The 26,211-nt window shown below is 68.7% G+C and carries 36 protein-coding genes; 1 reads left to right on the top strand and 35 read right to left on the bottom strand.

Annotated features, from left to right (window positions below; genetic code table 11):
- Positions 1 to 54 precede the first annotated feature (54 nt).
- From DEJ09_RS04395 to infA, 10 genes are all read right to left on the bottom strand, one after another.
- Complete coding sequence (locus DEJ09_RS04395; protein ID WP_111087746.1) at positions 55 to 3,138, bottom strand: ExeM/NucH family extracellular endonuclease; 3,084 nt, start codon at positions 3,136 to 3,138, stop codon at positions 55 to 57.
- An 85-nt stretch (positions 3,139 to 3,223) separates the two neighbouring features.
- Positions 3,224 to 3,967 carry an MBL fold metallo-hydrolase gene (locus DEJ09_RS04390; RefSeq protein WP_111087745.1) on the bottom strand — a complete coding sequence of 248 codons (744 nt, stop codon included), beginning with the start codon at positions 3,965 to 3,967 and terminating at the stop codon, positions 3,224 to 3,226.
- Complete coding sequence (gene truA / locus DEJ09_RS04385) at positions 3,964 to 4,872, bottom strand: tRNA pseudouridine(38-40) synthase TruA (protein ID WP_181433259.1); 909 nt, start codon at positions 4,870 to 4,872, stop codon at positions 3,964 to 3,966. The genes DEJ09_RS04390 and truA overlap by 4 nt, the downstream gene beginning before the upstream one ends.
- Before the next feature lie 77 nt (positions 4,873 to 4,949).
- The gene (locus DEJ09_RS04380; protein ID WP_146244986.1) at positions 4,950 to 6,086 is read right to left on the bottom strand and encodes an aromatic acid exporter family protein; all 1,137 of its coding nucleotides are present in this window, start codon (positions 6,084 to 6,086) and stop codon (positions 4,950 to 4,952) included.
- A 122-nt stretch (positions 6,087 to 6,208) separates the two neighbouring features.
- Positions 6,209 to 6,787, bottom strand: a complete 579-nt coding sequence (rplQ, locus tag DEJ09_RS04375; protein WP_071245471.1) for a 50S ribosomal protein L17 — start codon at positions 6,785 to 6,787, stop codon at positions 6,209 to 6,211.
- 63 nt (positions 6,788 to 6,850) lie between these two features.
- Positions 6,851 to 7,846: a DNA-directed RNA polymerase subunit alpha gene (locus DEJ09_RS04370; protein ID WP_017885506.1), complete on the bottom strand. Its 996-nt coding sequence runs from the start codon at positions 7,844 to 7,846 to the stop codon at positions 6,851 to 6,853.
- Positions 7,847 to 8,051: 205 nt separating this feature from the next.
- A complete protein-coding gene (gene rpsK / locus DEJ09_RS04365; protein WP_017885507.1) occupies positions 8,052 to 8,450 on the bottom strand; it encodes a 30S ribosomal protein S11 in 399 nt (132 codons plus the stop codon).
- A gap of 9 nt (positions 8,451 to 8,459) precedes the next feature.
- Positions 8,460 to 8,834: a 30S ribosomal protein S13 gene (gene rpsM, locus DEJ09_RS04360; protein ID WP_017885508.1), complete on the bottom strand. Its 375-nt coding sequence runs from the start codon at positions 8,832 to 8,834 to the stop codon at positions 8,460 to 8,462.
- A gap of 186 nt (positions 8,835 to 9,020) precedes the next feature.
- Positions 9,021 to 9,137, bottom strand: a complete 117-nt coding sequence (gene rpmJ, locus DEJ09_RS04355) for a 50S ribosomal protein L36 (protein WP_022903266.1) — start codon at positions 9,135 to 9,137, stop codon at positions 9,021 to 9,023.
- Positions 9,138 to 9,207: 70 nt separating this feature from the next.
- Entirely contained in the window at positions 9,208 to 9,429 is a 222-nt protein-coding gene (gene infA / locus DEJ09_RS04350) for a translation initiation factor IF-1 (RefSeq protein WP_017885509.1), read from the bottom strand.
- 294 nt (positions 9,430 to 9,723) lie between these two features.
- On the opposite strand from infA, the gene DEJ09_RS04345 reads away from it, so the two are divergent.
- Positions 9,724 to 11,016: an LCP family protein gene (locus DEJ09_RS04345; protein WP_111087744.1), complete on the top strand. Its 1,293-nt coding sequence runs from the start codon at positions 9,724 to 9,726 to the stop codon at positions 11,014 to 11,016.
- Between the two features lie 140 nt (positions 11,017 to 11,156).
- On the opposite strand, the gene map is transcribed toward DEJ09_RS04345, so the two are convergent.
- The 25 genes from map to DEJ09_RS04220 form a co-directional block, all read right to left on the bottom strand.
- Positions 11,157 to 11,936: a type I methionyl aminopeptidase gene (map, locus tag DEJ09_RS04340; RefSeq protein ID WP_375537950.1), complete on the bottom strand. Its 780-nt coding sequence runs from the start codon at positions 11,934 to 11,936 to the stop codon at positions 11,157 to 11,159.
- 59 nt (positions 11,937 to 11,995) lie between these two features.
- Entirely contained in the window at positions 11,996 to 12,586 is a 591-nt protein-coding gene (locus tag DEJ09_RS04335; RefSeq protein ID WP_111087742.1) for an adenylate kinase, read from the bottom strand.
- Positions 12,583 to 13,905: a preprotein translocase subunit SecY gene (gene secY, locus DEJ09_RS04330; RefSeq protein ID WP_027466722.1), complete on the bottom strand. Its 1,323-nt coding sequence runs from the start codon at positions 13,903 to 13,905 to the stop codon at positions 12,583 to 12,585. The genes DEJ09_RS04335 and secY overlap by 4 nt, the downstream gene beginning before the upstream one ends.
- Positions 13,906 to 14,052: 147 nt before the next feature.
- On the bottom strand, positions 14,053 to 14,517 hold the full coding sequence (rplO, locus tag DEJ09_RS04325; RefSeq protein ID WP_027466723.1) for a 50S ribosomal protein L15: 465 nt from the start codon (positions 14,515 to 14,517) through the stop codon (positions 14,053 to 14,055).
- Positions 14,514 to 14,699, bottom strand: coding sequence for a 50S ribosomal protein L30 (rpmD, locus tag DEJ09_RS04320; protein WP_017885515.1), 186 nt, complete (start codon positions 14,697 to 14,699; stop codon positions 14,514 to 14,516). The genes rplO and rpmD overlap by 4 nt, the downstream gene beginning before the upstream one ends.
- Entirely contained in the window at positions 14,699 to 15,547 is an 849-nt protein-coding gene (rpsE, locus tag DEJ09_RS04315; protein WP_071406161.1) for a 30S ribosomal protein S5, read from the bottom strand. The genes rpmD and rpsE overlap by 1 nt, the downstream gene beginning before the upstream one ends.
- A complete protein-coding gene (gene rplR, locus DEJ09_RS04310) occupies positions 15,544 to 15,918 on the bottom strand; it encodes a 50S ribosomal protein L18 (protein WP_027466725.1) in 375 nt (124 codons plus the stop codon). The genes rpsE and rplR overlap by 4 nt, the downstream gene beginning before the upstream one ends.
- A gap of 2 nt (positions 15,919 to 15,920) precedes the next feature.
- Positions 15,921 to 16,457, bottom strand: a complete 537-nt coding sequence (gene rplF / locus DEJ09_RS04305; RefSeq protein WP_017885518.1) for a 50S ribosomal protein L6 — start codon at positions 16,455 to 16,457, stop codon at positions 15,921 to 15,923.
- A gap of 6 nt (positions 16,458 to 16,463) precedes the next feature.
- Entirely contained in the window at positions 16,464 to 16,862 is a 399-nt protein-coding gene (gene rpsH, locus DEJ09_RS04300; protein WP_017885519.1) for a 30S ribosomal protein S8, read from the bottom strand.
- Positions 16,863 to 17,015: 153 nt separating this feature from the next.
- Positions 17,016 to 17,606: a 50S ribosomal protein L5 gene (gene rplE, locus DEJ09_RS04295; protein WP_111087741.1), complete on the bottom strand. Its 591-nt coding sequence runs from the start codon at positions 17,604 to 17,606 to the stop codon at positions 17,016 to 17,018.
- Positions 17,606 to 17,965: a 50S ribosomal protein L24 gene (gene rplX, locus DEJ09_RS04290; RefSeq protein WP_017885522.1), complete on the bottom strand. Its 360-nt coding sequence runs from the start codon at positions 17,963 to 17,965 to the stop codon at positions 17,606 to 17,608. The genes rplE and rplX overlap by 1 nt, the downstream gene beginning before the upstream one ends.
- A 3-nt stretch (positions 17,966 to 17,968) precedes the next feature.
- The gene (gene rplN, locus DEJ09_RS04285) at positions 17,969 to 18,337 is read right to left on the bottom strand and encodes a 50S ribosomal protein L14 (RefSeq protein WP_017885523.1); all 369 of its coding nucleotides are present in this window, start codon (positions 18,335 to 18,337) and stop codon (positions 17,969 to 17,971) included.
- Between the two features lie 31 nt (positions 18,338 to 18,368).
- Positions 18,369 to 18,653, bottom strand: coding sequence for a 30S ribosomal protein S17 (rpsQ, locus tag DEJ09_RS04280; protein WP_017885524.1), 285 nt, complete (start codon positions 18,651 to 18,653; stop codon positions 18,369 to 18,371).
- Positions 18,653 to 18,973: a 50S ribosomal protein L29 gene (rpmC, locus tag DEJ09_RS04275; RefSeq protein WP_017885525.1), complete on the bottom strand. Its 321-nt coding sequence runs from the start codon at positions 18,971 to 18,973 to the stop codon at positions 18,653 to 18,655. Before rpmC ends, rpsQ begins: the two co-directional genes overlap by 1 nt.
- Positions 18,973 to 19,392, bottom strand: a complete 420-nt coding sequence (gene rplP, locus DEJ09_RS04270; RefSeq protein ID WP_017885526.1) for a 50S ribosomal protein L16 — start codon at positions 19,390 to 19,392, stop codon at positions 18,973 to 18,975. The genes rpmC and rplP overlap by 1 nt, the downstream gene beginning before the upstream one ends.
- 2 nt (positions 19,393 to 19,394) lie before the next feature.
- Entirely contained in the window at positions 19,395 to 20,207 is an 813-nt protein-coding gene (gene rpsC / locus DEJ09_RS04265; protein ID WP_017885527.1) for a 30S ribosomal protein S3, read from the bottom strand.
- Positions 20,207 to 20,599, bottom strand: coding sequence for a 50S ribosomal protein L22 (rplV, locus tag DEJ09_RS04260; protein ID WP_035809257.1), 393 nt, complete (start codon positions 20,597 to 20,599; stop codon positions 20,207 to 20,209). Before rplV ends, rpsC begins: the two co-directional genes overlap by 1 nt.
- Positions 20,600 to 20,624: 25 nt before the next feature.
- A complete protein-coding gene (gene rpsS, locus DEJ09_RS04255; RefSeq protein WP_017885529.1) occupies positions 20,625 to 20,906 on the bottom strand; it encodes a 30S ribosomal protein S19 in 282 nt (93 codons plus the stop codon).
- An 11-nt stretch (positions 20,907 to 20,917) separates the two neighbouring features.
- Positions 20,918 to 21,757 (bottom strand): 50S ribosomal protein L2, encoded by an 840-nt coding sequence (gene rplB, locus DEJ09_RS04250; RefSeq protein WP_027466728.1) that lies wholly within the window; start codon positions 21,755 to 21,757, stop codon positions 20,918 to 20,920.
- A gap of 18 nt (positions 21,758 to 21,775) precedes the next feature.
- A complete protein-coding gene (gene rplW, locus DEJ09_RS04245; RefSeq protein WP_027466729.1) occupies positions 21,776 to 22,075 on the bottom strand; it encodes a 50S ribosomal protein L23 in 300 nt (99 codons plus the stop codon).
- Positions 22,072 to 22,731 carry a 50S ribosomal protein L4 gene (gene rplD / locus DEJ09_RS04240; RefSeq protein ID WP_027466730.1) on the bottom strand — a complete coding sequence of 220 codons (660 nt, stop codon included), beginning with the start codon at positions 22,729 to 22,731 and terminating at the stop codon, positions 22,072 to 22,074. The genes rplW and rplD overlap by 4 nt, the downstream gene beginning before the upstream one ends.
- A gap of 2 nt (positions 22,732 to 22,733) precedes the next feature.
- Positions 22,734 to 23,390, bottom strand: a complete 657-nt coding sequence (gene rplC / locus DEJ09_RS04235) for a 50S ribosomal protein L3 (protein ID WP_027466731.1) — start codon at positions 23,388 to 23,390, stop codon at positions 22,734 to 22,736.
- A gap of 12 nt (positions 23,391 to 23,402) precedes the next feature.
- Entirely contained in the window at positions 23,403 to 23,711 is a 309-nt protein-coding gene (gene rpsJ / locus DEJ09_RS04230; protein ID WP_017885534.1) for a 30S ribosomal protein S10, read from the bottom strand.
- Between the two features lie 521 nt (positions 23,712 to 24,232).
- Positions 24,233 to 25,060, bottom strand: a complete 828-nt coding sequence (locus DEJ09_RS04225) for a DarT ssDNA thymidine ADP-ribosyltransferase family protein (protein ID WP_084741336.1) — start codon at positions 25,058 to 25,060, stop codon at positions 24,233 to 24,235.
- Between the two features lie 80 nt (positions 25,061 to 25,140).
- Positions 25,141 to 26,118, bottom strand: coding sequence for a DNA topoisomerase IB (locus DEJ09_RS04220; protein WP_111087740.1), 978 nt, complete (start codon positions 26,116 to 26,118; stop codon positions 25,141 to 25,143).
- Positions 26,119 to 26,211 lie beyond the last annotated feature (93 nt).

The following is a 26,211-nucleotide window of genomic DNA, read 5'->3' as shown; positions in this document are numbered from 1 at the left end:
ACCGCGAACCCGACGTCTTCTGCACACTCATCGCCCCGACGGGGGGCGTGGGGACTACCCCGCGGCGGCCGCGGTCCTGCGGCGACGCACGATCAGCACACCCGCGCCCGCCGCGAGCAGCAGGAACGCCACCAGCGCACCGGCACCGAGGCCCGCAGCACCCGTGAACGCGAGCTGCCCATCCGTGGTGATCGTGATCGGGGTCCACCCGATCAGGCTCCCGTCCGCAGCCGTCACCGCCAGCCGGTGCGCACCAGCCATCGTGTCCGCCGGGATCGTCACCCGAACCGTCCCGTCAGCAGCAACCACAGCCGTCCCGATCAGCGTCGGCTCCGAGAACAACCACACGTTCACCGTGTCACCGGCAGAAGCAGTGCCGACCGTCACCGTGATCGTCTCCCCCGCACGAGCGGTCGCCGGAGCAGACACCCCGCCACGGTTCGCCTCCGTCAACAACGACTCCGACGGTGCCACCGGAGCAACCGGCGGGGTGATCCCGTCGACCGGCGGCACCGGAGTCGGGGTCGGGGTCGGCGTCGGGTTCGGCACCGGGGTCGGCGTCGGCACCGGCGTCGGGTCCGTGCCCGGGTCGGTGCCCGCGGCGTCAAGGTCGAACCCGACCAGGATCGGGTCGTGGTCGCTCGCCCGGTACACGTCGTCGGTGTACAGGTTCGTCGCGTTGTAGTTGTAACGGCTGTACTCCAGGCCCACCGACTCGACCGAGTTGATGTTCCAGATGTCCACGCCCGTGACCGTCTCGAGCGCGGCCTCCGACGCGAACACGTGGTCGAGCGAGCCGCTCAGGCCGGAGAACACGTACGAGTACTCGGTGCTGTCGAGCGATGGGCCGAGGTCGGTGTAGCCGGCCTCGTCGAGGACCACCACCGGGTCCTCCTTGCTGTAGGCGTTGAAGTCGCCGAGCATGAACACCTTGTCGGTGCCGTACTGCTCCTGCATGTCGGTGGAGAAGGTCACGAGGGCCTTCGCCTGCTCGACGCGGTCGGCGTTCGAGGCCCCCTGCCCGTCGCCCTGGTCGGCGTTCTCACCGGTGCCGGAGCCCTTGGACTTGAAGTGGTTCGCGATCACCAGGAAGTCGTCGTCCGCGGTGCCGCCGACCGGGCGGAACGCGTCCGCGACGGGCTGGCGGGCGTTCGTGAACGCGTCGTCGAGCAGGATCGTCGACTCGCCGACGGGCTCGACGCGGTCCTTCTTGTAGATGAGGGCGAGGCGGATGACGTCCTCGCTCGCGGGCACGACGGCCGGGGACTTCGCGTAGGCCCAGGTGTCCTGGCCGGTGGCGGCGTTGAGCGCGTCGACCAGGGTGGCCACGGCGGCGTCACGGTCCTGACCGAAGCGGACGGAGTTCTCGATCTCCTCGAGCGAAACGACGTCGGCGTCCAGGCCGTTGATGGCCTTCACGATCTTGACCTGCTGGCGCAGGAAGTCCTCCTGCTCGGCGGCACCGCGGGCGTCGCAGCCGGAGTTCACCGTGACGGGGTCACCGGCGCGGTCCGTGTAGTACTTGCAGCCGGTGAGCTCGTCGCCCGTGGTCGGGAAGTAGTTGAGCACGTTGAAGCCGGCGAGCTTCAGGTCGCCGCCGACGTCCTGCGGTGCCGGCTGGCGCACCTTCGAGAACGACGCCGGCAGCTCGGCGGCCGGGGTCGCACCCGTGATCGGGGCGGTCGGCTGGAACTTCCACCCGTTGTTGCGGTAGTCGAGGACGACCGGCTCGGTGAAGGTGGCGGCGGCCCCGACCGTGACCGGGCCCTGGGTGAGCCACGACACCGGGATGCCCTGGTTCGCCTGGGTCAGGAAGTTGGTGCTCGCACCGTCGTCGAGCGTGACCTTGCGCGCGGCGTTGTCGGCCTCGACGGCCTTCGCCTCGGCGCTGCCCGGTCGGCCGACCTCGGTCGGCTGGATGAGGCGCTTCGTGCCGCTGGCGAGCACGACCTCGCCGTACTGGTTCGTCGTGTAGTTGTCGGCGACGGTGTACGCCCCCTGCGGAGCGACGAGCATGCTCTCGAGCGACTCCCGCTGGGCGTCGGACGACGGGAACGCGACCGCTGCGGGCTGTGGCGCCGCGACGGTGTCGTCCAGCTGCTGCAGCGACGAGGCGCCGGACACCGTGAGCTCGGTCAGGCCGAAGTACTCGGACACGGCGCCGGTGACCCGGACGTGGTCGCCCTCGTGCACCAGGCCGGCGGTGGCCGACGAGAAGACGAACACCGCGTCGGACGCGGTGTGGGCGCCGAGGTCGATCGCACCGCCGGTGCCGGGGGTCTGGATCGTGTAGCCGTTGAAGCCGCCGGTGCCGTAGACCGCGGTGACGACGCCGTCGGTCGTGACGTTCTTGCCGGCGTACGGCGAGGTGTCCGTGGCGCCCTGCAGCTGGGCGATGGTCACCGTCTCGGCGGGGGTGCCGGGCGTGGGGGTCCCGCCGTCACCCGGGTCGGTCGGGTCCGTGGGCTCGGTCGGTGCCGTCGTCTCGCCCGCGGCGTTCCGTGGGGTGAGCGTCGTCGTCATGGAGAAGTCCGCACCGTTGACGTCGGTGTCCGTGGTGCCCTGGCGGACCAGGCCGTTCGGCACGGAGTTGTCCCCGGTCACGGTGCGCACGGCCGACTCGAACGTGTTCGAGGCGCCGTAGCCGAGCAGGTCGACCACGCCGTCGGTGCCGGTGGCGACGGGTCCGGCGGCGAGCGCCAGGGGTGCGGTGGCGTCGGACAGCACGAGCGTGCCGGTGGTGCCCGACGGGTTGAGCGTCGCGGTGTCGTCGGCTGCGGGCAGGTCCTCGCCAGCCGGGCTGGCCCCGCCGTTGCCCGCCATCGACACCAGGAAGGTGCCCTTCGCCGGCACGGTGCCCTCGAGCGCACTGGCCGAGAACGTGCCGGCGCCCGTGGCGGACCGGTACTGCAACGACCACCCGTCGAGCGACACGGCGGCGTCGGTCGGGTTGCCGATCTCGACGAACTTCTCGTTGTAGAACGCGCCCTTGCTCCCCGCCTTCAGGTAGGCCTCCTCGATGACGAGGCCGGTCCCCTCGGGGTTCGCGGTCGCTGCGGTGACGGTGACGAGTGGGGCCGCGAGGAGCGTCGCGGCCGCCGTGGCGCACAGCAGAGTGCGCCCGAGGGTGTTGGCCATGCCCGCACGCTACCGACCTGCGGGGACATTCAGGTTGCGTCGAGGTAAATGATTGCGTTCGGCAACATCAGCCGATCGCGCGGCATCAGCCGATCGGCAGCCAGGTCCCGCCCACGCGTCGGACGGCCGGTCCGTGTCCCGGCAGCACGAGCGCCGGGAACGGCAGCACCCGTGCCGACTCGAGCGCGCGGTCCTGGTCGGCGGTGAAGAAGGGTGTGATCATCCGCGGCCGCGGGGCCCACGACCCCGGCTGGGTGTCGTGCCGACTGACGACCGCGTCGCCCGTGACGATCGCGTCCGCCGCGGGCAGCAGGTACGCCGTCGAGCCGTCGGTGTGGCCGACGGCCGGGAACGGTGCGATCGCCCGACCCGCGAAGTCCGCACCGGTGAACGCGCGAGCGGACGGCACGGTCGTGGGTCGGAGGGCGTCGGAGCGGATCGCCCGTGCCAGCCAGGCGAGCACGCGGGGGCTGGCGAGCCGGCCGCCGATCTCCGCCGGGGTGACCTGCTGCCGTTCCGGTCCGCGCACGTTGGCGAGCTCGTCGGCGTGGGCGAGCACCTCGACGTCGGGGTACCGCTCGAGGATCCCGGGGATGCCGCCGACGTGGTCGACGTGTCCGTGCGTCACGTAGACGCGACGCAGGTCAGCGGGGTCGTGTCCGGCGGCGCGCACGGTGTCGAGCACGAGGTCGGTGTCGGCCGGGTAGCCGGCATCGATCAGCGCGACGCCGTCCTCCTCCGCCAGCACCACCCAGTTGGACACGGGGCCCTCGACGAAGACGACTCCGGGGGCGACGGACACGACGGAACGGGGTTCGCGCGGGCTCATCCCTCGACGGTACCGTCCGCCGACCGTCGGGCCCGGGTCTGCTCCGCCCGCTCCGCGAGCTCCGCGTCTGCCGGGTAGCCCACCTCGGTCAGCGTCAGTCCCTTCGCCGGCGCCGTCTTGAAGGCGCTCGTGCGCTCCTCGGCGACGCGCAGTTCCTCGAGGCGGTCGGGGCCGAAGCGGCCCTCGCCGACGGCGATGGTCGCGCCGACCATGGCCCGCACCATCGAGTGGCAGAAGGCGTCGGCCTGGAGGCGCGCCACCAGCACGCCGTCCGGCTCGCGGTCCCAGCGGAACTGCTGCAACGTCCGGATGGTCGTCGCCCCCTCGCGCGGCTTGCAGAACGTCGCGAAGTCGTGCAGCCCGAGCAACGTCAGCGCACCGCGCTCCATCGCTGCCGGGTCGAGCCTCGCCGCGTGCCAGACCGTGTGCCCACGACGACGTGGATCGCGCGGGGCGTCGGCGTCCGCGATCCGGTACTCGTACCGGCGCCAGAGCGGGGAGAACCGGGCGTCGAACCCCGCGGGTGCCACCGAGGCACCGGTGACGACGACGTCCCCCTCGGGTGCCGCGATGCCGTTGACCCGCTTGAGCAACCCGTCGAGCGATGACCGGCCCGTCCCGCGCTTGGCGGTGAGCGCTGCCCACTGTTCCGCCGACAGGTCCAGGTGCGCGACCTGCCCCGTGGCGTGCACCCCGGCGTCGGTGCGTCCGGCAACGGTGAGCAACGGCGGTTCGCCCCAGCGGGTGAACACGGTGGCGAGTGCGGCCTCGAGGGCGCCCTGGACGGTCCGGAGCCCGGGCTGCCGGGCCCACCCGGAGAACGCCGCCCCGTCGTAGGCGATGTCCAGCCGCAGCCGCACGTCGCCCGTGCCGTCAGGGTCCTGGAAGCCGACCGTCTCGTCCACGTGACCACCGTAGCGGGGGTGATCCGTGCCTCCCGGCCCGCGTTCCGTCTGCCGGACGTGCGGCCGCCCGTACCCGCTCAGCCGCGCGGACGGCCGAACGCCGACGGACCGGTCCGGGTGTCGAGGTCGTCGGTGGCGCGTCGCTCGGACTCGACGATCCCGCGCAGGGCGACGAGCGCGGCCGAGGTGACCGCGACGTGCGAGGGGTTCTCGCGCGATGCGTCGAGCGCGCTCTCGAGTCGTGCGATGGCCTCTTCGGCCTGGTCCTCCGGGGAGTCGCCGCGGATCGTGCTGGCGATCTTCCGCAGTGCCTCGGCGATGGGGGTGGCGAACGCGGGGTCCGGACGCCCGACGCCCTCGGACACCGGGCCGGAGCGTGCCACGAGCTCGGTGAGGTCGGTCGTGTACCAGGCGACCCGCTCCAGTGCGCGGAAGCGTCCGCCGTCCTTCTGGAGCCGTGCTCGCGACCCGCGCAGGGCACCGCGGGGGTTGAGTCGACGGCTCTCGTGCGCGATCGCCACCCGTGACCGGACGTCCGCGATCGCACGGTCCAGGCGGTCCTGCTGGTGGTCCCACGCCTTCTCGTCGCGCTTGCCCTCCTCGAGCACGGCTGCCAGCCCGTCGAGGTGGTCCGCCAGCACGCCGTTCACCGCGTCGATGCGGTGTTCGGCGTCCCAGAAGTGCAGCGGCGGGAACACCAGGAAGTTGACCAGCAGCCCGATCACGACGCCCACCGCCATCTGCACGAGGTACCCGAGCGAGTACCCCTCGGCGTTGGCACCGCCGACGAGCAGGACGAAGAGCGCCGCGGTGGACACCCACGAGCTGCCCTCGCCCAGCACGCGGAACCCGCCGACCAGCACCCCGACGCCGACCGCGAGCGCGATCGCGAGGAAGCCGGGATCGCCGACCCACATCGTGAACGCGGCGATGAGGATGCCGAGGGCGATCCCGACCAGGGTCTGCACACCGCTCCGGATGCCCGCGAACACCGTCGTCTGCATCGCGACGACGGCGCCGAGTGGCGCGTAGTACGGGTACTCGGCCGCGACGCCCGGGATGTGCCGCGCCACGAACCAGGCGATCACCGCGGCGGCGGCGGCCTTGCCGGCGTGCAGCAGGCGCGGCTGTGTGCCCGAGGTCCGGCTCCACCGCCAGACCCGGGTCCCCAGACCCGCAACGTGCTGGAACGCCATGACTTCCTTCCGTCGCACCCGGCCCGTGACGGTACGCCGAGCAGTCGGTGTGCACGACCAGCCTCGGACGCGAGGAAGCCCCCGCGACCTGGGTCGCGGGGGCTTCCTCGTGGTGGTGCAGCGCCCCGGAGGGCACCGGACTACTTGGTGTCGGCGTCGTCCGACTTCTCGGCGGCGTCGGCCTCGACCTCGGCAGCAGCCTCGGTCTCGGACTCGGTCTCCACCGGGGCGGACTCCTCGGTGGTCTCGGTCTCTTCGACCGGGGCCTCCTCGGTGGTCTCGTCGGCGGCGGGCTCGTCGACCGGGGCGGCAGCAGCGGCCGGAGCCGAGTTGCGCTTGACCGGAGCGGGCGTGCTCGAGACGGGCTCGAGGACGAGCTCGATCGACGCCAGCGGGGCGTTGTCGCCCTTGCGGAAGCCGAGCTTCGTGATGCGGGTGTAACCGCCCTGGCGGTCCTCGACCTGGGGAGCGATCTCGGTGAACAGCGTGTGCACGACGGACTTGTCGCGCAGGATGCTGATCACACGACGACGCGCGTGCAGGTCGCCGCGCTTCGCGAACGTGATGAGACGCTCGGCGACCGGGCGGAGGCGCTTGGCCTTCGTCTCGGTGGTCGTGATGCGACCGTGCGTGAAGAGGGCGTTGGCGAGGTTGCTCAGGAGCAGGCGCTCGTGGGCGGGACCGCCACCGAGGCGGGGGCCCTTGGTGGGCTTCGGCATGTCAGTTCTCCAGTGGTGAAAGTGGTGCGCGCGGTGTCAGCGCGCTTGCGCGTGAGCGCGAGGTCAGTTGTTGGACTCGTCCTCGTCGTACCCGCTGTAGAAGTGGGCGCCGTCGAATCCGGGGACGGTGTCCTTGAGGGACAGGCCGAGCTCGGTGAGCTTGTCCTTGACCTCGTCCACCGACTTCTGACCGAAGTTGCGGATGTTCATGAGCTGCGTCTCCGACAGGGCGACGAGCTCGGACACCGTGTTGATGCCCTCCCGCTTCAGGCAGTTGTAGCTGCGGACCGACAGGTCGAGGTCCTCGATCGGGGTCTGCAGTTCGTTCGAGAGCACGGCGTCGACCGGCGCGGGGCCGATCTCGATGCCCTCTGCCGCCGTGTTGAGCTCGCGAGCGAGCCCGAACAGCTCGACCAGCGTGCGACCGGCCGACGCGATGGCGTCGCGCGGCGTGATGGCCGGCTTCGCTTCGACGTCGACGACCAGGCGGTCGAAGTCCGTGCGCTCACCGGCACGCGTCGCCTCGACGCGGTAGGTGACCTTGAGGACGGGCGAGTAGATCGAGTCGATCGGGATCTGCCCGGCTTCGCTGAACTCGGAACGGTTCTGCGTCGCCGAGACGTAGCCACGGCCACGCTCGATCGTGAGCTCGAGCTCGAAGCGCGCGGTGTCGTTCAGGGTCGCGATGACGAGTTCCGGGTTGTGGATCTCGACGCCGGCCGGAGCGGAGATGTCCGCCGCGGTGACCTGACCGGCACCCTGCTTGCGCAGGTACGCCGTGATGGGCTCGTCGTGCTCGCTGGAGACGACCAGGCTCTTGATGTTGAGGATGATCTCGGTGACGTCTTCCTTGACACCGGGAACGGTGCTGAACTCGTGGAGGACGCCGTCGATGCGGATGCTGGTGACAGCCGCGCCGGGGATCGAGGAGAGGAGCGTGCGGCGCAGCGAGTTGCCGAGGGTGTAACCGAAGCCCGGCTCGAGCGGCTCGATGACGAAGCGCGAGCGGTGCTCGGAGATCGGCTCCTCGGTCAGGGTGGGGCGCTGTGCAATGAGCACTGTGGGATTCCTTTCGGCGAAGTGTCCGCTATATGACACTTGGCGGTACGACGGGGCCGCATGGGCCCCGACGGGTCTGTTGAGTTGTGATCACGCGCACACACGTGCGCGATCGAACGACCAGGAATGGCCGCGGGCCCTGCCCGCCCTCGCCGGAACGGATCCGGTCAGGGGACGAGCAGGGCGCGGCCGGTTGCTCCTCGCGTCAGACGCGACGGCGCTTGGGCGGGCGGCACCCGTTGTGCGCCTGCGGCGTGACGTCGTTGATCGAGCCGACCTCGAGGCCAGCGGCCTGGAGGGAACGGATCGCGGTCTCGCGACCCGAACCCGGGCCCTTCACGAAGACGTCGACCTTCTTGACGCCGTGCTCCTGCGCCTGACGCGCAGCGGACTCGGCAGCGAGCTGCGCCGCGAACGGCGTCGACTTGCGCGAACCCTTGAAGCCCACGGCACCCGAGGACGCCCAGCTGAGGACGGCACCCGACGGGTCGGTGATGCTGACGATCGTGTTGTTGAACGTGCTCTTGATGTGGGCCTGGCCCACAGCGACGTTCTTCTTCTCCTTGCGGCGCGGCTTGCGCGCGGCAGTCTTGGGGGTAGCCATCGGGGTCTCCTATCGAGCCTTCTTCTTGCCTGCCACGGTGCGCTTCGGTCCCTTGCGGGTACGAGCGTTGGTCTTGGTGCGCTGACCGCGCACCGGGAGACCACGACGGTGGCGAAGACCCTCGTAGCTGCCGATCTCGACCTTGCGGCGGATGTCGGCGGCGACCTCACGGCGGAGGTCACCCTCGACCTTGAAGTTGCCCTCGATGAAGTCACGGAGGGCGACGAGCTGGTCGTCGGTCAGGTCCTTGACGCGGATGTCACCGGAGATACCGGTCTCCGTCAGTGCCTGGACGGCGCGGGTACGGCCGACGCCGTAGATGTACGTGAGTGCGATCTCCACGCGCTTCTCGCGCGGGATGTCGACGCCTGCTAGACGTGCCATGTGATGGCTGCTCCTGTTGTCGATGGAGGTGTGGCGCAGTACCGGTGCTCGGGCCTCCGCCCCGAGGTGTCCCCCGGTCGTCGTGCGACCGGGTTCTGGTACTGCGTTGTCGATCTTCAGTTGTGGGTCGTGCTCGAGCAGCCTGGTGTCCGATGGACACCGTCGGCGCCGGTCACGCGCCCGGGACTAGCCCTGGCGCTGCTTGTGACGCGGGTTGCTCTTGCAGATCACCATGACGCGGCCCTTGCGGCGAATCACACGGCAGTGTTCGCAGATGGGCTTGACGCTGGGGTTGACCTTCATGGTTCTTTCCTCGTGCTCGCTGGCTTCGTGCTCGGCAGGATTGCCGTGCCGTTCCTTTCCAGCTCGCGGATCACTTGTAGCGGTAGACGATCCGGCCGCGGGTCAGGTCGTACGGGCTCAGCTCAACGATCACGCGGTCCTCGGGGAGGATGCGGATGTAGTGCTGGCGCATCTTCCCGGAGATGTGCGCGAGGACCTTGTGTCCGTTCGTCAGCTCAACGCGGAACATCGCGTTGGGCAGAGCTTCGAGCACCGAGCCTTCGATCTCGATGACGCCGTCTTTCTTGGCCATAGCCTCACTGTCGCTTGGTTGTGGAACAGGTGTGATCCCCGAACCGGTCTGCGGGTCGGTCGCCACACCCGAGAGGGCATGACACACCAAAGATCGATCTTATGTGGTAAACCCGCAATTGCCAAGTGGGGACGCGGAACACCCCACGTCTGGGGCTTCCGGGGCCGTGCCTGAGCGTTGCACAGTGGTTTGACGGCGCGCTCCGGGCGCACACATGCGCGCGAACCGTAGTTTTGCTCCGCAGCCACGTCCGTCGCACCAGCAGCTCGCGCCGGACCACCGAACGGAGAACACGTGCCCGACGCCACCCGACGCCCCTTCGCCAGCCACGGCAAGCAGGCCCGTCGCCGGGGTTGGGGCACGCTCGTCACCGTCGTCGCAACCGCCGTCGCCGTCCTGCTCGTCAGCGGCACGAGCGTCGCCGCGATCGCCGGGGCACAGCTCGCCACCGCGCCGCAGACCGTCGCGCTGAGCACCGACGACCAGAGCACCGCGAAGACCGCCGACATCTCGGCGATCAAGGGCGGAGCGAACATCCTGCTCATCGGGAGCGACACCCGGGTCGGCCAGTTCGACTCCGACGAGGACGTCGAGGGCGCCCGCAACGACGTCACGATGCTCATCCACATCTCGGCGGACCACCAGCAGCTCACCGCGGTCAGCTTCCCCCGCGACCTGATGGTCCCCATCCCGGCCTGCACGAACCCCGCGACCGGCACGACCTACCCGGCTTCCACCTCGGCGATGTTCAACACCGCGCTCGGCAACGGCGGCGTCTCCTGCGTCGTGGACACGGTCGAGAACCTGACCGGCCTGAGCATCCCCTACGCCGGGCTCATCACGTTCGACGGCGTGATCGAGATGTCGAACGCCCTCGGCGGTGTGGACGTCTGCGTCGCCGAACCGATCGACGACACGTTCACCGGCCTGCACCTCACGACGGGCTCGCACTCCCTCGAGGGCTCGGACGCCCTGGCCTTCCTGCGCACCCGCCACGGGGTCGGCGACGGCAGCGACCTCGCCCGCATCAGCTCGCAGCAGGTGTTCCTGTCGGCGCTCCTCCGCAAGGTCACCTCGGACGGCACGCTCTCGAACCCGATCACGCTCTACAAGCTGGCCGGCGCGGCCCTGTCCAACATGACGCTGTCCGACGGCCTGGCCCAGACCGGCACCCTCGTCAAGCTCGCGGCAGCCCTTCGCGGGATGAGCACGGCCAACATGCTCTTCGTGCAGTACCCGGTGGCCGACGACCCCGCCGACAACGCCCGCGTGATCGTCGACCAGGAGACGGCCCACACCCTGAACGTGGCGCTGCAGAACGACGTCCGGTCGTCGCTGAGCGACTCGAGCACCGGTCGCGCCTCCGAGGAGTCGCCGTCGAGCGGCGGGACGTCGAGCAGCACCGGGTCGTCCGGCTCCTCGGGTTCGTCCGGTACCTCGGGTTCGTCCGGGACCTCGTCCGCCGGCACACCGTCGGCGACGCCGAGCGCGACCGCAACGCGGACACCGACCGCGTCGGCGACGCCGCTGCCCTCGTCGATCACCGGGCAGAGCGCCTCCGAGGAGACCTGCTCCGTCGGCAACTGACGCCACGGCGCGTGCGCCCGGCGGTGGTCGGGTGGGTCCACGCGACGTCGTCGACGCGGCGGACGCCAGCCGGGCCTCCCGGCCGTCGCATCGTACGGAGACACCCAGCGTGGGCACCGCGCGCGGACTGGAGGCCCGTCCTACGGGATCGGGACGGGCGTCACACCCAGCGGGGCCAGGCCCCGAGCGCCGCCGTCGGCGGCCGTGAGCACCCAGATGCCGGCCGCGTGGACCGCGACGCTGTGCTCCCAGTGCGCGGCGTCCGAGCCGTCGAGCGTCCGGACCGTCCACTCGTCGTCGTCCGTCGAGCTGTCGATCGCGCCGGCCGTGACCATCGGCTCGATGGCGACCACCAGCCCCGGCTTGACGGCAGGTCCGGCGCCACGGACGCGGTAGTTGAAGACCGGCGGTTCCTCGTGCATCGACCGGCCGATGCCGTGGCCGGTGTAGTCCTCGACGATGCCCCACGCACCGGTCTCGTCGATCGCGTCCTCCACGGCGGAGCCGACCTCGTGCAGGTTCTTCGCGTGGGCGAGCGCGGCGATGCCGTGCCAGAGCGACCGCTCGGTCGTGTCGCAGAGCGTCTGACGGGCTGCGGTGACCGCAGCGTCGCCGCCGGGCACGACGGTCGTGAACGCGCTGTCGCCGTTCCAGCCGTCGACCTCGGCGCCGGCGTCCACCGACACGATGTCGCCGGGCGCGAGCACGCGCTCACCGGGGATCCCGTGCACGATCTCGTCGTTCACCGACACGCACAGCGTGTGGCGGTAGCCGGGCACGAGCTGGAAGTTCGGGATTCCACCGCCGTCACGGATGGTGCGCTCGGCGATCGCATCGAGTTCACCGGTGGTGGTTCCCGGACGGATGGCTGCACGGACGGCGTCGAGCGCCTCGGCGGTCAGCAGACCCGGCCGGACCATCGCCCGGAGCTCGTCCGGGGTCTTGTAGATCGAGGGCTTCTTGAACCGCACCACGCTGGTCAGACGGTCGCGGAGAGCCCGCGGCCCGCCAGTGCCGTCTGGATGCGGTCGCCGACCTCGTCGATGGCACCGAGGCCGTCGACGTCGACCACGAGGCCACGCTCGCCGTACGCCGCCACGATGGGCGCCGTCTGCTCGGCGTAGACCTGCTGGCGACGACGGATCGTCTCCTCGTTGTCGTCGCTGCGGCCCTGGTCCTCGGCCCGCTTGAGCAGGCGACCGACGAGCTCGTCCTGGTCGGCGACGAGCTGCACGACGGCGTCGATCCCGGTGCCCTGCTCAGCGAGCAGTGCGTCGAGGTACTCGACCTGACCGACCGTGCGCGGGTAGCCGTCCAGCAGGAAGCCGTGCTCGGCATCGGGCTCCTGCAGGCGGGACTTCACGAGCTCGTTCGTCAGGGAGTCCGGCACGTAGTCGCCGGCGTCCATGATCGCCTTCGCCTGCACACCGAGGGGCGTGCCCTCTGCCACGTTCTTGCGGAAGATGTCCCCGGTCGAGATCGCGGGGATCCCGAAGGACTCGGCGACGCGGCCGGCCTGGGTGCCCTTCCCGGCTCCGGGAGGTCCGACGATGATGAGACGTGCGCTCAACGGAGAAGCCCTTCGTAGTGACGCTGCTGCAGCTGCGAGTCGATCTGCTTCACGGTCTCGAGACCGACACCCACGATGATGAGGATGCTCGCGCCACCGAACGGGAAGTTCTGGTTCGCGCCGAACAGCGCCAGTGCTGCCAGCGGGATGAGCGCGATGAGACCGAGGTAGAGCGAACCGGGCAGCGTCACCCGGGTGAGGACGTAGTCGAGGTACTCGGCGGTCGGACGACCGGCACGGATGCCGGGGATGAACCCGCCGTACTTCTTCATGTTGTCGGCGACCTCTTCGGGGTTGAAGGTGATCGCCACGTAGAAGTACGTGAACCCGACGATGAGCAGGAAGTACAGGACCATGTAGAACCAGTTGTCACCCGAGGTCAGGTTGTTCTGGATCCAGGTCACCCACGCGGCCGGCTCGGAACCGTCCGAGGGCTGGTTGAACTGCGCGATCAGGGCCGGCAGGTACAGCAGCGACGAGGCGAAGATGACGGGCACGACGCCGGCCATGTTCACCTTGATCGGGATGTAGGTGTTGTTGCCGCCGTACGTCCGCCGCCCGACCATGCGCTTGGCGTACTGCACGGGGATCCGCCGCTGTGACTGCTCGACGAACACGACGGCCATCATGATCACGAGTCCGACCAGGATCACGAACAGGAAGAGCTCGAACGACTGCGACTGCTCGATCGCCCAGAGCGCCGACGGGAACTGGGCCGCGATCGACGTGAAGATCAGGAGCGACATGCCGTTGCCGATGCCGCGCTCGGTGACGAGCTCGCCCATCCACATGATGAGGCCGGTACCCGCGGTCAGCGTGACGACCATCAGCATGATGGCGTACCAGCTGTCGTTCGAGATGATCGACGTGCAGGACGCGGAGGCGTTGGTGCCGAACAGGGCGCCGGAGCGGGCGACCGTGATCAGGGTCGTGGACTGCAGCACACCGAGCGCGATGGTGAGGTAGCGCGTGTACTGCGTCAGCTTCGCCTGGCCAGACTGGCCCTCCTTGTAGAGGGTGTCGAAGTGCGGGATGACCACACGCAGGAGCTGCACGATGATCGACGACGTGATGTACGGCATGATGCCGAGCGCGAAGACCGAGAGCTTCAGCAGCGCGCCGCCGGAGAAGAGGTTGATGAGGTCGTAGAGACCGCCGGAGGACGACGCGCTGGCGAGACAGCTCTGCACGGCGGCGTAGTCGACGAACGGTGCCGGGATGTACGACCCGAGACGGAACAGCGCGATGATCGCGAGGGTGAAGCCGATCTTCTTGCGAAGATCAGGGGTGCGCATGATGCGCGCGACCGCTCTGAACACGATGACTCCGAACTTGTGGGACCGGGGCCGTCGATCGCGGCCGGACCGGTTTCGGTCGGCAGGGCCGACCCGGCTGGCGGATGCCGGCCACTGTCAAGGAAACCGTAACGGCGGCCCGTGCGCAAACGCACGGGCCGCCGACGGGGGTTACTGGGAGACGGTGCCGCCAGCAGCCACGATCTTCTCGGCGGCGGACGCCGAGACCTTGTCGACCGTGACCGTGATCTTCACGGTGATGTCACCCTGACCGAGAACCTTGACCTTCTCGTTCTTGCGGACGGCGCCCTTGGCGACCAGGCCCGCAACGGTGACGTCGCCACCATCGGGGTAGAGCTCCGAGATCTTGTCCAGGTTCACGACCTGGTACTCGACCCGGAACGGGTTCTTGAACCCGCGGAGCTTCGGGGTGCGCATGTGCAGCGGCATCTGCCCACCCTCGAAGCCGACCCGGACCTGGTAACGGGCCTTCGTGCCCTTGGTACCACGCCCAGCGGTCTTGCCCTTCGAGCCCTCACCGCGACCAACACGGGTGCGGTCCTTCTTGGCGCCCTCTGCAGGACGGAGGTGGTGCAGCTTCAGCACCTGCACGCGCTCGTTCTTCTCGTCGCTCATGCGTCGACCTCCTCGACCTTCACGAGGTGCGCCACCGTCGCGATGTACCCGCGGTTCTGGGAGTTGTCCTCACGCTCGACCGAACGGCCGATGCGCTTGAGGCCCAGGCTGCGCAGGGTGTCGCGCTGGTACTGCTTCTCGCTGATAACGGACTTGATCTGCGTGATCTTCAGCATCGCCATCACGCACCTGCCTTCTCGGTCGCGGCACGCAGGGCTGCGGCCTCGGCCTGGAGCAGACGGGCCGGGACGACCCGCTCGACGTCGAGGCCACGACGGCTCGCGACGGCGCGGGGCTCCTCGAGCTGCTTCAGGGCCTCAACGGTCGCGTGCACGATGTTGATGGTGTTCGACGAGCCGAGCGACTTGCTCAGGACGTCGTGGATGCCGGCGCACTCGAGCACGGCGCGGACCGGACCACCGGCGATGACACCGGTACCGGGGCCCGCCGGACGCAGGAGGACGACGCCAGCGGCGGCTTCACCCTGCACCGGGTGCGGGATCGTGTTGCCGACGCGGGGGACGCGGAAGAAGTTCTTCTTCGCCTCTTCGACACCCTTGGAGATCGCCGTGGGGACCTCCTTGGCCTTGCCGTAGCCGACGCCCACGAGGCCGTTGCCGTCACCGACGACGACGAGCGCCGTGAAGCTGAAGCGACGACCACCCTTGACGACCTTCGAGACGCGGTTGATGGTCACCACGCGCTCGAGGAACTGGCTGTCGCCACCGCGGTTGTTGCGGTCGCGGCCCTGCTGACGGTCACGACCGCCACCACGACGGCCACGGTTGTCAGCGGAGTCGCGGTTGTTGGACGCGGAGCCCGCGGCGGTCTCGACCGGACGCTCGGCGACGGCAGGTGCCTCCGCCTCCTTGCCGGTCTTGGCGCCCTCGGTGGTCGCCTCGGCGGTTGCGTCGGTGGCCGTGGCCTCCGTGCTCGCCTCGGTGGTCTCCGTGGTCTCGACAGCCTCGGTCTCCGTGGCCTCGACGGCCTCGGTCTTGGCGTCTTCGTTGGTGTTCGCGTTGTCGCTCACAGGTTCAGCCCTCCTTCACGGGCACCATCGGCGATCGCGGCGACGCGACCGGCGTACTTGCTGCCACCGCGGTCGAAGACCACGGCCTCGACGCCAGCCGACTTCGCGCGCTCGGCGAGGAGCTCACCGACGCGACGGGCCTTGGCGGTCTTGTCGCCGTCGAACGAGCGGAGGTCTGCCTCCATCGTCGAGGCGCTTGCGAGGGTGTGACCCTTCGAGTCGTCGATGACCTGCACGAACACGTGACGCGACGAGCGGGTGACGGCGAGACGGGGACGAGCCTCGGTGCCGGTGATCTTCTTGCGGAGACGGTTGTGACGACGCGCCTTGGCGGCCGCCTTGCTCTTGCCTCGTGTCTTGAGGAGTCCCATGATCACTTACCTGACTTTCCGGCCTTGCGGCGCACGTTCTCGCCGGCGTAACGGACACCCTTGCCCTTGTAGGGCTCGGGCTTCCGGAGCTTCCGGATGTTCGCGGCGACCTCGCCGACAGCCTGCTTGTCGATACCGGCGACGGTGACCTTGTTGTTGCCCTCCACCGCGAAGCTGATGCCCGCCGGCGGCTCGACCGTGATCGAGTGGGAGTACCCGAGGGCGAACTCGAGGTTCGAGCCCTTGGCCGCGACACGGTAACCCGTACCGACGACCTCGAGGCCCTTGGTGTAGCCCTGGGTCACGCCGATGATGTTGTTGGCGATGAGGGTCCGGGTCAGTCCGTGGAGCGAACGCGACTCGCGCTCGTCGTCCGGACGGGTGACGAGGACCTGGTTCTCCTCGACCTTGGCCTGGATGGGCTCCGCGATGACGAGCGCGAGCTCGCCCTTCGGGCCCTTGACCGCCACGTTCTGACCGTCAACGGAGACGGTGACGCCGGCGGGGATGTCGATGGGGAGACGTCCGATTCGTGACATTGTCGATCACCACACGTAGGCGAGGACTTCCCCACCCACGCCCTTCTGCTCGGCTTCGCGGTCGGTCAGGAGGCCGGAGGAGGTCGAGAGGATCGCCACGCCGAGGCCACCGAGGACCTGGGGGATCTCCGTCGACTTCGCGTAGACCCGGAGGCCCGGCTTCGAGACGCGCTTGATGCCGGCGATCGAACGCTCGCGCTCGGGGCCGTACTTCAGGTCGATGGTGAGGGTCTGCCCGACTCGGGCGTCCTCCACCTTCCACTCGCTGATGTAGCCCTCACGCTTGAGGATGTCGGCGATGTTCTTCTTGAGCTTGGAGCTCGGGAGCGCGACTGCGTCGTGGTGCGCGGAGTTCGCGTTCCGCAATCTGGTCAGCATGTCTGCGACCGGATCGGTCATCGTCATGATGTTCGTCCATTTCTCGCCTGGTTTCGACACCCGTTCCACGAATGCCGACCTGAGCGATCGAGTGATCCCGGGGCGGTTCCCCGAGATCGGTGTGTTCGTGCGTGCGGGCCGGAGGACGTGAATCCTCCGGCCCGCACCGCCCGAAGTAGTTTAGACCGTCTGCTCGTTGGAGCGGAACGGGAAGCCGAGCTGGCGGAGCAGCGCGCGTCCCTCGTCGTCCGTCTTCGCGGTGGTGACGACAGTGATGTCGAAGCCGCGGACACGGTCGATGCGGTCCTGGTCGATCTCGTGGAACACGGACTGCTCCGTGAGACCGAACGTGTAGTTGCCGTTGCCGTCGAACTGCTTGTCGCTGAGACCGCGGAAGTCGCGGATGCGGGGCAGTGCGAGCGTCACCAGGCGGTCCAGGAACTCCCACGCGCGGTCACCACGGAGGGTGACGTGCGCGCCGATGGCCTGACCCTCGCGCAGCTTGAACTGTGCGATGGACTTGCGGGCGATGTTGACCTGGGGCTTCTGACCCGTGATCGCCGTGAGGTCCTTGATGGCCCCCTCGATGATCTTGGAGTCACGAGCGGCCTCGCCGACACCGGTGTTCACGACGACCTTGACCAGGCCGGGGACCTGGTTGACGTTCGCGTAACCGAACTGCTCGGTGAGGGCCGTCTTGATCTCGGCCAGGTACTTCTGCTTGAGGCGCGGCTGGATCTTGCCAGCGGACGCAGCAGTCGTGTCAGTCATCAGAGCTTCTCACCAGACTTCTTCGCGTAGCGGACACGGACGGTCTTCTTGACGCCGTCCTTCTCCACCTCTTCGGTGCGGAAGCCGACACGCGTCGGCTTCTTCGTCTTCGGGTCGACGAGTGCGACGTTCGAGACGTGGATCGAGGCTTCGTGCTGCTCGATGCCACCGGTCTTCGAACCACGCTGCGTCTGACCGACGCGGACGTGCTTCGTGACGAAGTTCACGCCCTCGACGACGACGCGGTTCTTGTCCTTGAGGACCTCGATGACCTTGCCCTGCTTGCCACGGTCGCCGCCACGCTCCTGCGTCGCGCCCGTGATGACCTGGACGAGGTCACCCTTCTTGATGTTCGCCATGGCTTACAGCACCTCCGGCGCGAGCGAGATGATCTTCATGAACTTCTTGTCACGGAGCTCGCGACCGACCGGACCGAAGATGCGCGTACCGCGCGGGTCGCCGTCGGCCTTGAGGATCACTGCCGCGTTCTCGTCGAACTTGATGTAGGAGCCGTCCTGACGACGGGTCTCCTTCTTGGTGCGAACGATGACTGCCTTGACGACGTCACCCTTCTTCACGTTGCCGCCGGGGATGGCGTCCTTCACCGTGGCGACGATGACGTCACCGAGGCCGGCGTAGCGACGACCCGAGCCACCGAGCACGCGGATGGTCAAGATCTCCTTGGCACCCGTGTTGTCGGCGACCTTCAGGCGGGATTCCTGCTGAATCACTGCTGTCTCCTATTCCGAAGCAGGCCGAGGCCTACTTGGCCTTCTCGAGGATCTCGACCAGGCGCCAGCGCTTGGAGGCGCTGAGGGGACGGGTCTCGCTGATCACGACGAGGTCGCCGACACCAGCGGTGCCGAGCTCGTCGTGGGCCTTCACCTTGGACGTACGACGGATGATCTTGCCGTAGAGCGCGTGCTTCACGCGGTCCTCGACCTCGACCACGATGGTCTTGTCCATCTTGTCGCTCGTCACGTAGCCGCGACGCGTCTTGCGGTAGCCGCGAGTGAGGGCGGCGGAGTTCTTCTCTTCGTTCGCCATTACTTCTCCTCGGCGGTCTCGGCCTCGGTCGACTCGGCCGGCTTGTCAGCCTTCTTCGTCGTCTTCTTGGCCTTGGGGGCGGTCTCGACGGGCGCGGGAGTGGCACGGATGCCGAGCTCGCGCTCGCGGAGGACGGTGTAGATGCGGGCGATGTCGCGCTTGACGGCACGGAGACGACCGTGGCTCTCCAGCTGGCCGGTGGCCGACTGGAAGCGGAGGTTGAAGAGTTCCTCCTTGGCCTTCTTCAGCTCGTCAGCGAGACGCTCGTTCTCGAACGTGTCGAGCTCCGTCGGACGGAGCTCCTTGGAACCGATCGCCATTATGCGTCGCCCTCCTCGCGCTTGATGATGCGTGCCTTGAGGGGCAGCTTGTGGATTGCACGAGTCAACGCCTCACGGGCGATCTCCTCGCTGACGCCGGAGAGCTCGAAGAGCACCCGGCCCGGCTTCACGTTCGCGACCCACCACTCGGGCGAACCCTTACCGGAACCCATGCGGGTCTCGGCGGGCTTCTTGGTCAGCGGACGGTCCGGGTAGATGTTGATCCAGACCTTGCCACCACGCTTGATGTGACGCGTCATGGCGATACGAGCGGACTCGATCTGACGGTTGGTCACGTACGCCGGGGTGAGGGCCTGGATGCCGTAGTCGCCGAAGCTGACCTTGGTACCACCGGTGGCCTGACCCGAACGCTTCGGGTGGTGCTGCTTGCGGTGCTTGACTCGACGGGGAATAAGCATGGTTACGCCTCAACTCCTGCGCCGGCCGGCGCGTCCTGCGGGGCCTGCTGCGGACGACGGTCACCGCGGTCGCCGCCACGACGGTCGCCGCCACGGTCGCCACGCTCACCGCGCGGGCCGCCACGACGCTCCGGGCGCGACGAACGCTGGTTCGCCTGCTCGCGAGCGAGCTCCTTGTTCGTGATGTCGCCCTTGTAGATCCAGACCTTCACGCCGATGCGGCCGAACGTGGTCCGGGCCTCGTAGAAGCCGTAGTCGATGTTCGCGCGCAGGGTGTGCAGCGGCACACGGCCTTCGCGGTAGAACTCCGAACGCGACATCTCGGCGCCGCCGAGACGACCCGACACCTGGATGCGGACACCCTTGGCGCCGGCGCGCTGTGCACCCTGCAGGCCCTTGCGCATGGCGCGACGGAACGCGACACGAGCGGAGAGCTGCTCGGCGATGCCCTGCGCGACGAGCTGGGCCTCGGTCTCGGGGTTCTTGACCTCGAGGATGTTCAGCTGGATCTGCTTCTTGGTGAGCTTCTCGAGCTCACCGCGAACGCGCTCCGCCTCGGCGCCGCGGCGGCCGATGACGATGCCCGGACGAGCCGTGTGGATGTCCACGCGGACACGGTCACGGGTGCGCTCGAGCTCGATGCGTGCGACGCCGGCGCGGTCGAGGGTCTTCTTCAGGTACTCGCGCACCTTGATGTCCTCGGCCACGTAGTCGGCGTAGCGCTGACCGGCCTTCTTGCTGTCGGTGAACCAGTGCGAGACGTGGTCCGTCGTGATCCCGAGACGGAAGCCGTACGGGTTGACCTTCTGGCCCATTACTTGCTCGCCTTCTTGCTCGTCGCGGCAACCTCGGCCTCGTCGGGCGTCGCGAGGACGACCGTGATGTGGCTGGTGCGCTTGTTGATGCGGAAGGCGCGGCCCTGGGCGCGCGGCTGGAACCGCTTCAGGGTCGTGCCCTCGTCGACGAAGACGCGGCTCACGTAGAGGTCGCGCTCGTCGAGGAAGCTGTTCGTCGAGTCCGCCTTGACCCGTGCGTTCGCGATCGCCGAGGCGACCAGCTTGTACACGGGCTCCGAAGCGCCCTGGGGGGCGAACTTCAGGATGGCGAGGGCCTCGTGGGCCTGCTTGCCGCGGATCAGCTCGATGACGCGACGGGCCTTCTGAGGCGTGACGCGGATGTGTCGCACGCGTGCGATCGACTCCACCATTTCGTTCCTCCTCTGCGTCGCCGCCTCAGCGGCGACGGCCCTTCTTGTCGTCCTTCACGTGACCACGGAAGGTGCGGGTCGGCGCGAACTCGCCGAGCTTGTGACCGACCATCGACTCGGTGACGAACACCGGGATGTGCTTGCGGCCGTCGTGGACGGCGATCGTGTGCCCGAGCATGTTCGGGACGATCATCGACCGACGCGACCACGTACGGATCACGTTCTTGGTGTTGGCCTCGTTCTGCGTGACGACCTTGCGGAGCAGGTGCTCGTCGACGAAGGGGCCCTTCTTCAGACTGCGTGGCATCTTCTGAACTCCTACTTGCGCTTCTTGCCGGCGTTACGGCGACGGACGATGAGCTTGTCGCTCGGCTTGTTCGGCTTGCGCGTACGGCCCTCGGACTGGCCCCAGGGGCTGACCGGGTGACGACCACCGGACGTCTTGCCCTCACCACCACCGTGCGGGTGGTCGACCGGGTTCATGGCGACACCACGGACGGTCGGGCGGACGCCCTTCCAGCGCATGCGGCCGGCCTTGCCCCAGTTGATGTTCGACTGCTCGGCGTTGCCGACCTCGCCGATCGTGGCGCGGCAGCGTGCATCGACGTTGCGGACCTCGCCCGACGGCAGACGGAGCTGCGCGTAGGGGCCGTCCTTGGCGACGAGACGCACCGAGGCGCCGGCGGAGCGGGCCATCTTGGCGCCGCCACCGGGGCGGAGCTCGATGGCGTGCACGACGGTACCCACGGGGATGTTGCGCAGCGGCAGGTTGTTGCCGGGCTTGATGTCGGCGCCGGGGCCCTGCTCGATGACGTCGCCCTGCTTCAGCTTGTTCGGCGCGATGATGTACCGCTTCGTGCCGTCCACGTAGTGCAGGAGCGCGATGCGCGCAGTGCGGTTGGGGTCGTACTCGATGTGAGCGACCTTGGCGTCGACGCCGTCCTTGTCGGAGCGACGGAAGTCGATCACGCGGTACTGGCGCTTGTGGCCACCACCGATGTGACGCGTGGTGATACGGCCGGAGCTGTTGCGACCACCGGTCTTCGGCAGCGGACGAAGCAGTGACTTCTCCGGAGTCGAACGGGTGATCTCAGCGAAGTCGGCGACCGACGAGCCGCGACGACCGGGGGTCGTCGGCTTGTAGTTACGAATAGCCATGATTTATCCCTCTGGTCCTCAGCCGACAGCCGTGAAGATGTCGATCGAACCGGACTTGAGCGTCACGATGGCGCGCTTGGTGTCCTTGCGCTTGCCGAGACCGAACTTGGTGCGACGGGTCTTGCCCGGGCGGTTCAGCGTGTTGATGCTCGCGACCTTGACGTCGAAGATCTTCTCGATGGCGAGCTTGATCTCGGTCTTGTTCGAGCGGGGGTCCACGATGAACGTGTACTTGCCCTGGTCGATGAGCGCGTAGCTCTTCTCCGAGACGACCGGCGAGATGATGACGTCGCGCGGGTCCTTGTTGAAGCCGCTCATGCGGTGATCTCCTTCGCGGTCTTCGACGCGATGAAGGCGTCGAGGGCGCTCTTGCTGAAGACGACGGCGTCCGAACGCAGCACGTCGTAGGCGTTGAGCTGGCCGTACGAGAGCGCGTGGACGTTCGACAGGTTGCGGATCGACTTGAGCGTCAGCTCGTCGTCCGTCTCGAGCACGACGAGCACGTTCTTGACGGGCGCGACCTTCTCGAGGAGCGTGCGGGCGGTCTTGGTCGACGGCAGTTCAGCCGCGACGAAGCCCTCCACAGCGGAGATGCGGCCACCGCGGGCGCGGTCCGAGAGCGAGCCGAGCAGAGCAGCGGCGATCATCTTCTTCGGGGTGCGCTGCGAGTAGTCGCGCGGGGTCGGTCCGTGGACGACGCCACCGCCGGTGTGCTCCGGAGCACGGACGGAACCCTGACGGGCGCGGCCGGTGCCCTTCTGCTTGAACGGCTTGCGACCGGCACCGCGGACTTCGCCACGGTTCTTGGTCTTGTGGGTGCCCTGACGCGCGGCTGCGAGCTGCGCGGTGACGACCTGGTGGATCAGCGGGACGTTGGTCTCGACGTCGAAGAGAGCTGCGGGGAGCTCGACGGTGCCGGACTTGGCACCCGATGCGTCGAGGACGTCGATCGTGGTTGCGGTCGTGGTGGCCATGATCACTTACCCTTCACGGCGGTGCGGACGAAGACGGAGCGGCCACGAGCACCGGGGACGGCGCCCTTGACGAGCAGCAGACCCTTCTCGGCGTCGACGGCGTGCACCGTGAGGTTGAGGACGGTCACGCGGTCGCCACCCATACGACCAGCCATGCGCATGCCCTTGAAGACGCGCGACGGGGTCGAGGAAGCACCGATCGAGCCGGGCTTGCGGTGGTTGCGGTGCGCACCGTGCGAGGCGCCGACGCCGTGGAAGCCGTGGCGCTTCATGACACCGGCGAAGCCCTTGCCCTTGGAGGTACCGACGACGTCGACCTTCTGGCCCGCCGTGAACGTGCCGTCCACGGTGAGCTCCTGGCCGAGCGTGTACTCAGCGGAGTCGTTGGTACGGATCTCGGTGAGGGTGCGACGCGGGGTCACGCCAGCGGCCTCGAAGTGGCCAGCGGCCGGCTTGTTGACCTTGCGCGGGTCGATGGCACCGGCGGCGATCTGGATCGCCTCGTAGCCGTCGCGCTCCGCGTTGCGGATCTGGGTGACCACGTTCGGGCCGACCTCGATCACGGTGACGGGGATGAACTTGTTGTTCTCGTCCCACACCTGGGTCATCCCGAGCTTCTTGCCGAGGAGGCCCTTGACGGTCTTGGTTGAGTTCGCCATTGGTCAGCCCCCTTACAGCTTGATCTCGATGTTGACGTCTGCCGGCAGGTCGAGTCGCATGAGCGAGTCAACGGCCTTCGGCGTCGGGTCGACGATGTCGATGACCCGCTTGTGCGTGCGCTTCTCGAAGTGCTCGCGCGAGTCCTTGTACTTGTGAGGGGAACGGATCACTGCGATCACGTTCTTCTCGGTGGGGAGCGGCACCGGGCCGACCACGGTTGCACCGGCACGGGTCACCGTGTCGACGATCTTCCGGGCCGACGTGTCGATGACCTCGTGGTCATACGACTTGAGCCGGATGCGGATCTTCTGTCCCGCCATGTGTCTCTTGTCCTCTCTGCGCCGCGCACCCTCTGGCCGCCTGACGCCGCTCGGTTCCGCATTCCTGCGGACCGTGCTGTTTTCCTGAACCAACCGGCCGCATCCACTGGGGATGACCGCTGTTCACCTGTCAACCTCGCGGGCGACCGTGGCCGTCCAGCGTGGGCAATCGACTGCCTCGTGCTCCGGGCGCAGCAGTGGTACACCGCGTCCGTCACCCTTCGGGGAGTCGTGTTCTGCTGCCTGCGGCCCAACCCAGCCCTGCTGAACAAGGGGGTTGTGCACTGCCAGAGCAGTGATCCTGTGGGCGTACACCCACGGGGAATTCGGAACCGGACAAGTCTCGCATAGCCCCGGCCCACGTGCAACCCGGGCGTGTCGCGAATTACCGGGCGTGTCACGCGGGCTCGCTTGCCCGGATCCACGCGGATCGGACGGCCTGGAGGCCCGGCTCGGCCCCGCAACGCGACGCACCCTCCGGACGGGGTCCGGAGGGTGCGTCGACACGGGTCAGGAGACCGTCACTCGGCGGTCACCGGGGGCACGAACCACGGCGGGAAGACGGCCACTCGCGGAGCGTGTCCACCGTGGTCGGCGAGCACGGCGCGGACGGTCTGCCGGGCCTTGTCGTTCGGGACGCCGATGACCGCGACCGACGTGAACGGCACGCTCGGTCCGGCGAGCAGCTCGAGGCCGTGCATCTCCGGGTCCGTGAAGTCGGTGCGACGGATCAGGTTCGTGCCGGCGTCGGGACCGACGGCGAACCGGACGTCGTCGGCGTCGGCGTCCTGGTCGGCGACGATCACCGAGGCACCGAACGCGGAGACCGGCACGACGAGCACGACGTAGTCGATCGCCCGGGTGCGGCGGGCGGCGTCCGACCAGCGCTCGCCCTCGGCGCCCGTACGGAGCTCGTCCCAGCGGGTGGCGTCGGGCGACAGCGTGAACGGCACGTGGCCGGCGATCGAGGAGCCGTCGGGCGCCTCGGCCTCGGCGCGGGCGGCGCGGGTGTCGGCGGAACTGACGTCCACGACCGGCTCGGCCTGGTCGGACGCCAGGATGGCGCCGGCACCGACGATGCCGTCGAGGTTGTCGATGTGGGTGACGTGGTGGGCGCGGAGCGCTGCGAACTCACGTGCTTCGGGCAGGTCGGCGGACGACGAACGGAGCGACGTCGGCGACCGGAGCGACGTCCCGGGCCCGGAGGCCGGCGGGTCGACGCGCAGGTTGGTGGTGATGCGGGTCCGGCGGGGTGCCGGGGTGGCTGGGATCTCCGACGCCTCGCGCTGCCGGGGTGCGCAGATGTCGCAGAGCTCGGTGGGGAATCCGTGGATGCACTCGTCGGTCACGACTGTTGTGGGTCCTTCCGTGCCGTGTGGGGGTGGTCCGGCACGTCGACCAACGCTACGTCATCCGGACGGCCCCCGGGTCATTGTCGGTAGAGCAGTGCCCGGACCTCGGCCTCGGCGGACGCCAGGCGGTTCGGATCGATGGTCTCGCCGTGGTCGTACGCGTCGAGCAACCGGGGGTCGATGTAGCTCTGCCGGCACACCGTCGGGGTGTTGCCGAGTTCGTCGCTGGCGGCCTTCACGGCGTGCGAGACGGCCTTCTTCCGCTTGGCCTGGGACGACTGCGGTCCGGTCTTCGCCAGGTCGACCGCGGCCGCGACCGTCCCGTGCAGCGTCCGGAAGTCCTTCGCGGTGAACTCGTCGCCCGCGCGTTCCTTCACGTACGCGTTGATGTCCTCGGCGGAGAGCGGCTCCCACTCCGCACCGCGACGCTCGCGGAACGAGAGCAACCGCGCGTTGGGCCCGCGACGCTTCATGCCGGCGATGACCCGCGCGAGGTCGTGGTCGTGGATCGACGACGACCACTCCTGCCCGCTCTTGCCGGGGAAGTCGAGCTCGATGTCGTCGCCCGACACGTGGGCGTGCGCGCACAGCAGCGTGGACAGCCCCCGACTGCCGTGCTCGGTGGCGTACCGCTCGGACCCGACCCGGAGGGACCCCTGGTCGAGCATGCGGAACGCTGCGCCCAGCGCACGGCGGCGGTCCGGCTCGGGGCGACGGAGGTCCTGCGTGACACCGCGGCGGGCGACCGGCAGGGACTCCGCCAGTGCCAGCGCACGGTCGTACTTGATCCGGTCCATCCGTTCACGCCAGGACGGGTGGTACATGTACTGGCGGCGCCCCGCACCGTCCGTACCCGTGGCCAGGATGTGGCCGTTCTCGTACGGGGAGATCCAGACGTCGTCCCACGCCGGCGGGATCACGAACTCCTCGAGTCGACGGCGCTCGTCCGGATCGGTCACGGTGTTGCCGTCGGGGTCGCGGAACGAGAAACCGCGTCCGGAACGGACGCGGTGGTAGCCGCGACCGGACGTCGCGGATCTGCGGAGGCGGGTCACGCGGTCGAGCCAACTCCGTGACGCCTGTGACGGGTCACGGGGCGGACAGGAGGCCCGTTTCGGGCGCCGCCCCGGGCCTCCTGTCCGGCGCCC

The sequence above is a fragment of the Curtobacterium sp. MCLR17_055 genome, assembly GCF_003234305.1.
Classification (GTDB): Bacteria; Actinomycetota; Actinomycetes; order Actinomycetales; family Microbacteriaceae; genus Curtobacterium; species Curtobacterium flaccumfaciens.
The sequence above is the reverse complement of the archived record's forward strand: the minus strand, read 5'-3'. Positions and strand labels throughout refer to the sequence as shown.

Bases quoted from the DNA above. Each gene is read 5' to 3' on its own strand.
- rplW (WP_027466729.1), bottom strand. From the start codon at position 22,075: ATGAGCGGCTTCAACAAGGACCCGCGCGACGTCATCATCTCGCCGGTC.
- rplD (WP_027466730.1), bottom strand. From the start codon at position 22,731: ATGGCCACCACGACCGCAACCACGATCGACGTCCTCGACGCATCGGGT.
- rplB (WP_027466728.1), bottom strand. From the start codon at position 21,757: ATGGCTATTCGTAACTACAAGCCGACGACCCCCGGTCGTCGCGGCTCG.
- infA (WP_017885509.1), bottom strand. From the start codon at position 9,429: ATGGCCAAGAAAGACGGCGTCATCGAGATCGAAGGCTCGGTGCTCGAA.
- rpsK (WP_017885507.1), bottom strand. From the start codon at position 8,450: ATGGCTACCCCCAAGACTGCCGCGCGCAAGCCGCGCCGCAAGGAGAAG.
- rplV (WP_035809257.1), bottom strand. From the start codon at position 20,599: ATGGTGGAGTCGATCGCACGCGTGCGACACATCCGCGTCACGCCTCAG.
- rpsC (WP_017885527.1), bottom strand. From the start codon at position 20,207: ATGGGCCAGAAGGTCAACCCGTACGGCTTCCGTCTCGGGATCACGACG.
- rpsQ (WP_017885524.1), bottom strand. From the start codon at position 18,653: ATGGCGAACGAAGAGAAGAACTCCGCCGCCCTCACTCGCGGCTACCGC.
- rpsH (WP_017885519.1), bottom strand. From the start codon at position 16,862: ATGACGATGACCGATCCGGTCGCAGACATGCTGACCAGATTGCGGAAC.
- rplF (WP_017885518.1), bottom strand. From the start codon at position 16,457: ATGTCACGAATCGGACGTCTCCCCATCGACATCCCCGCCGGCGTCACC.
- rpsS (WP_017885529.1), bottom strand. From the start codon at position 20,906: ATGCCACGCAGTCTGAAGAAGGGCCCCTTCGTCGACGAGCACCTGCTC.
- rplQ (WP_071245471.1), bottom strand. From the start codon at position 6,787: ATGCCGAAGCCCACCAAGGGCCCCCGCCTCGGTGGCGGTCCCGCCCAC.
- rplR (WP_027466725.1), bottom strand. From the start codon at position 15,918: ATGGGACTCCTCAAGACACGAGGCAAGAGCAAGGCGGCCGCCAAGGCG.
- rplE (WP_111087741.1), bottom strand. From the start codon at position 17,606: ATGACTGACACGACTGCTGCGTCCGCTGGCAAGATCCAGCCGCGCCTC.
- rplO (WP_027466723.1), bottom strand. From the start codon at position 14,517: ATGAGCGACGAGAAGAACGAGCGCGTGCAGGTGCTGAAGCTGCACCAC.
- rplP (WP_017885526.1), bottom strand. From the start codon at position 19,392: ATGCTTATTCCCCGTCGAGTCAAGCACCGCAAGCAGCACCACCCGAAG.
- rpsM (WP_017885508.1), bottom strand. From the start codon at position 8,834: ATGGCACGTCTAGCAGGCGTCGACATCCCGCGCGAGAAGCGCGTGGAG.
- rplX (WP_017885522.1), bottom strand. From the start codon at position 17,965: ATGGCGAACATCAAGAAGGGTGACCTCGTCCAGGTCATCACGGGCGCG.
- rpsJ (WP_017885534.1), bottom strand. From the start codon at position 23,711: ATGGCGGGACAGAAGATCCGCATCCGGCTCAAGTCGTATGACCACGAG.
- DEJ09_RS04390 (WP_111087745.1), bottom strand. From the start codon at position 3,967: ATGAGCCCGCGCGAACCCCGTTCCGTCGTGTCCGTCGCCCCCGGAGTC.
- rplC (WP_027466731.1), bottom strand. From the start codon at position 23,390: ATGGCGAACTCAACCAAGACCGTCAAGGGCCTCCTCGGCAAGAAGCTC.
- DEJ09_RS04395 (WP_111087746.1), bottom strand. From the start codon at position 3,138: ATGGCCAACACCCTCGGGCGCACTCTGCTGTGCGCCACGGCGGCCGCG.
- map (WP_375537950.1), bottom strand. From the start codon at position 11,936: ATGGTCCGGCCGGGTCTGCTGACCGCCGAGGCGCTCGACGCCGTCCGT.
- rpmJ (WP_022903266.1), bottom strand. From the start codon at position 9,137: ATGAAGGTCAACCCCAGCGTCAAGCCCATCTGCGAACACTGCCGTGTG.
- rpmC (WP_017885525.1), bottom strand. From the start codon at position 18,973: ATGGCGATCGGTTCCAAGGAGCTCCGTCCGACGGAGCTCGACACGTTC.
- rpmD (WP_017885515.1), bottom strand. From the start codon at position 14,699: ATGGCGATGCTGAAGATCACGCAGATCAAGTCCGTTATCAGCGAGAAG.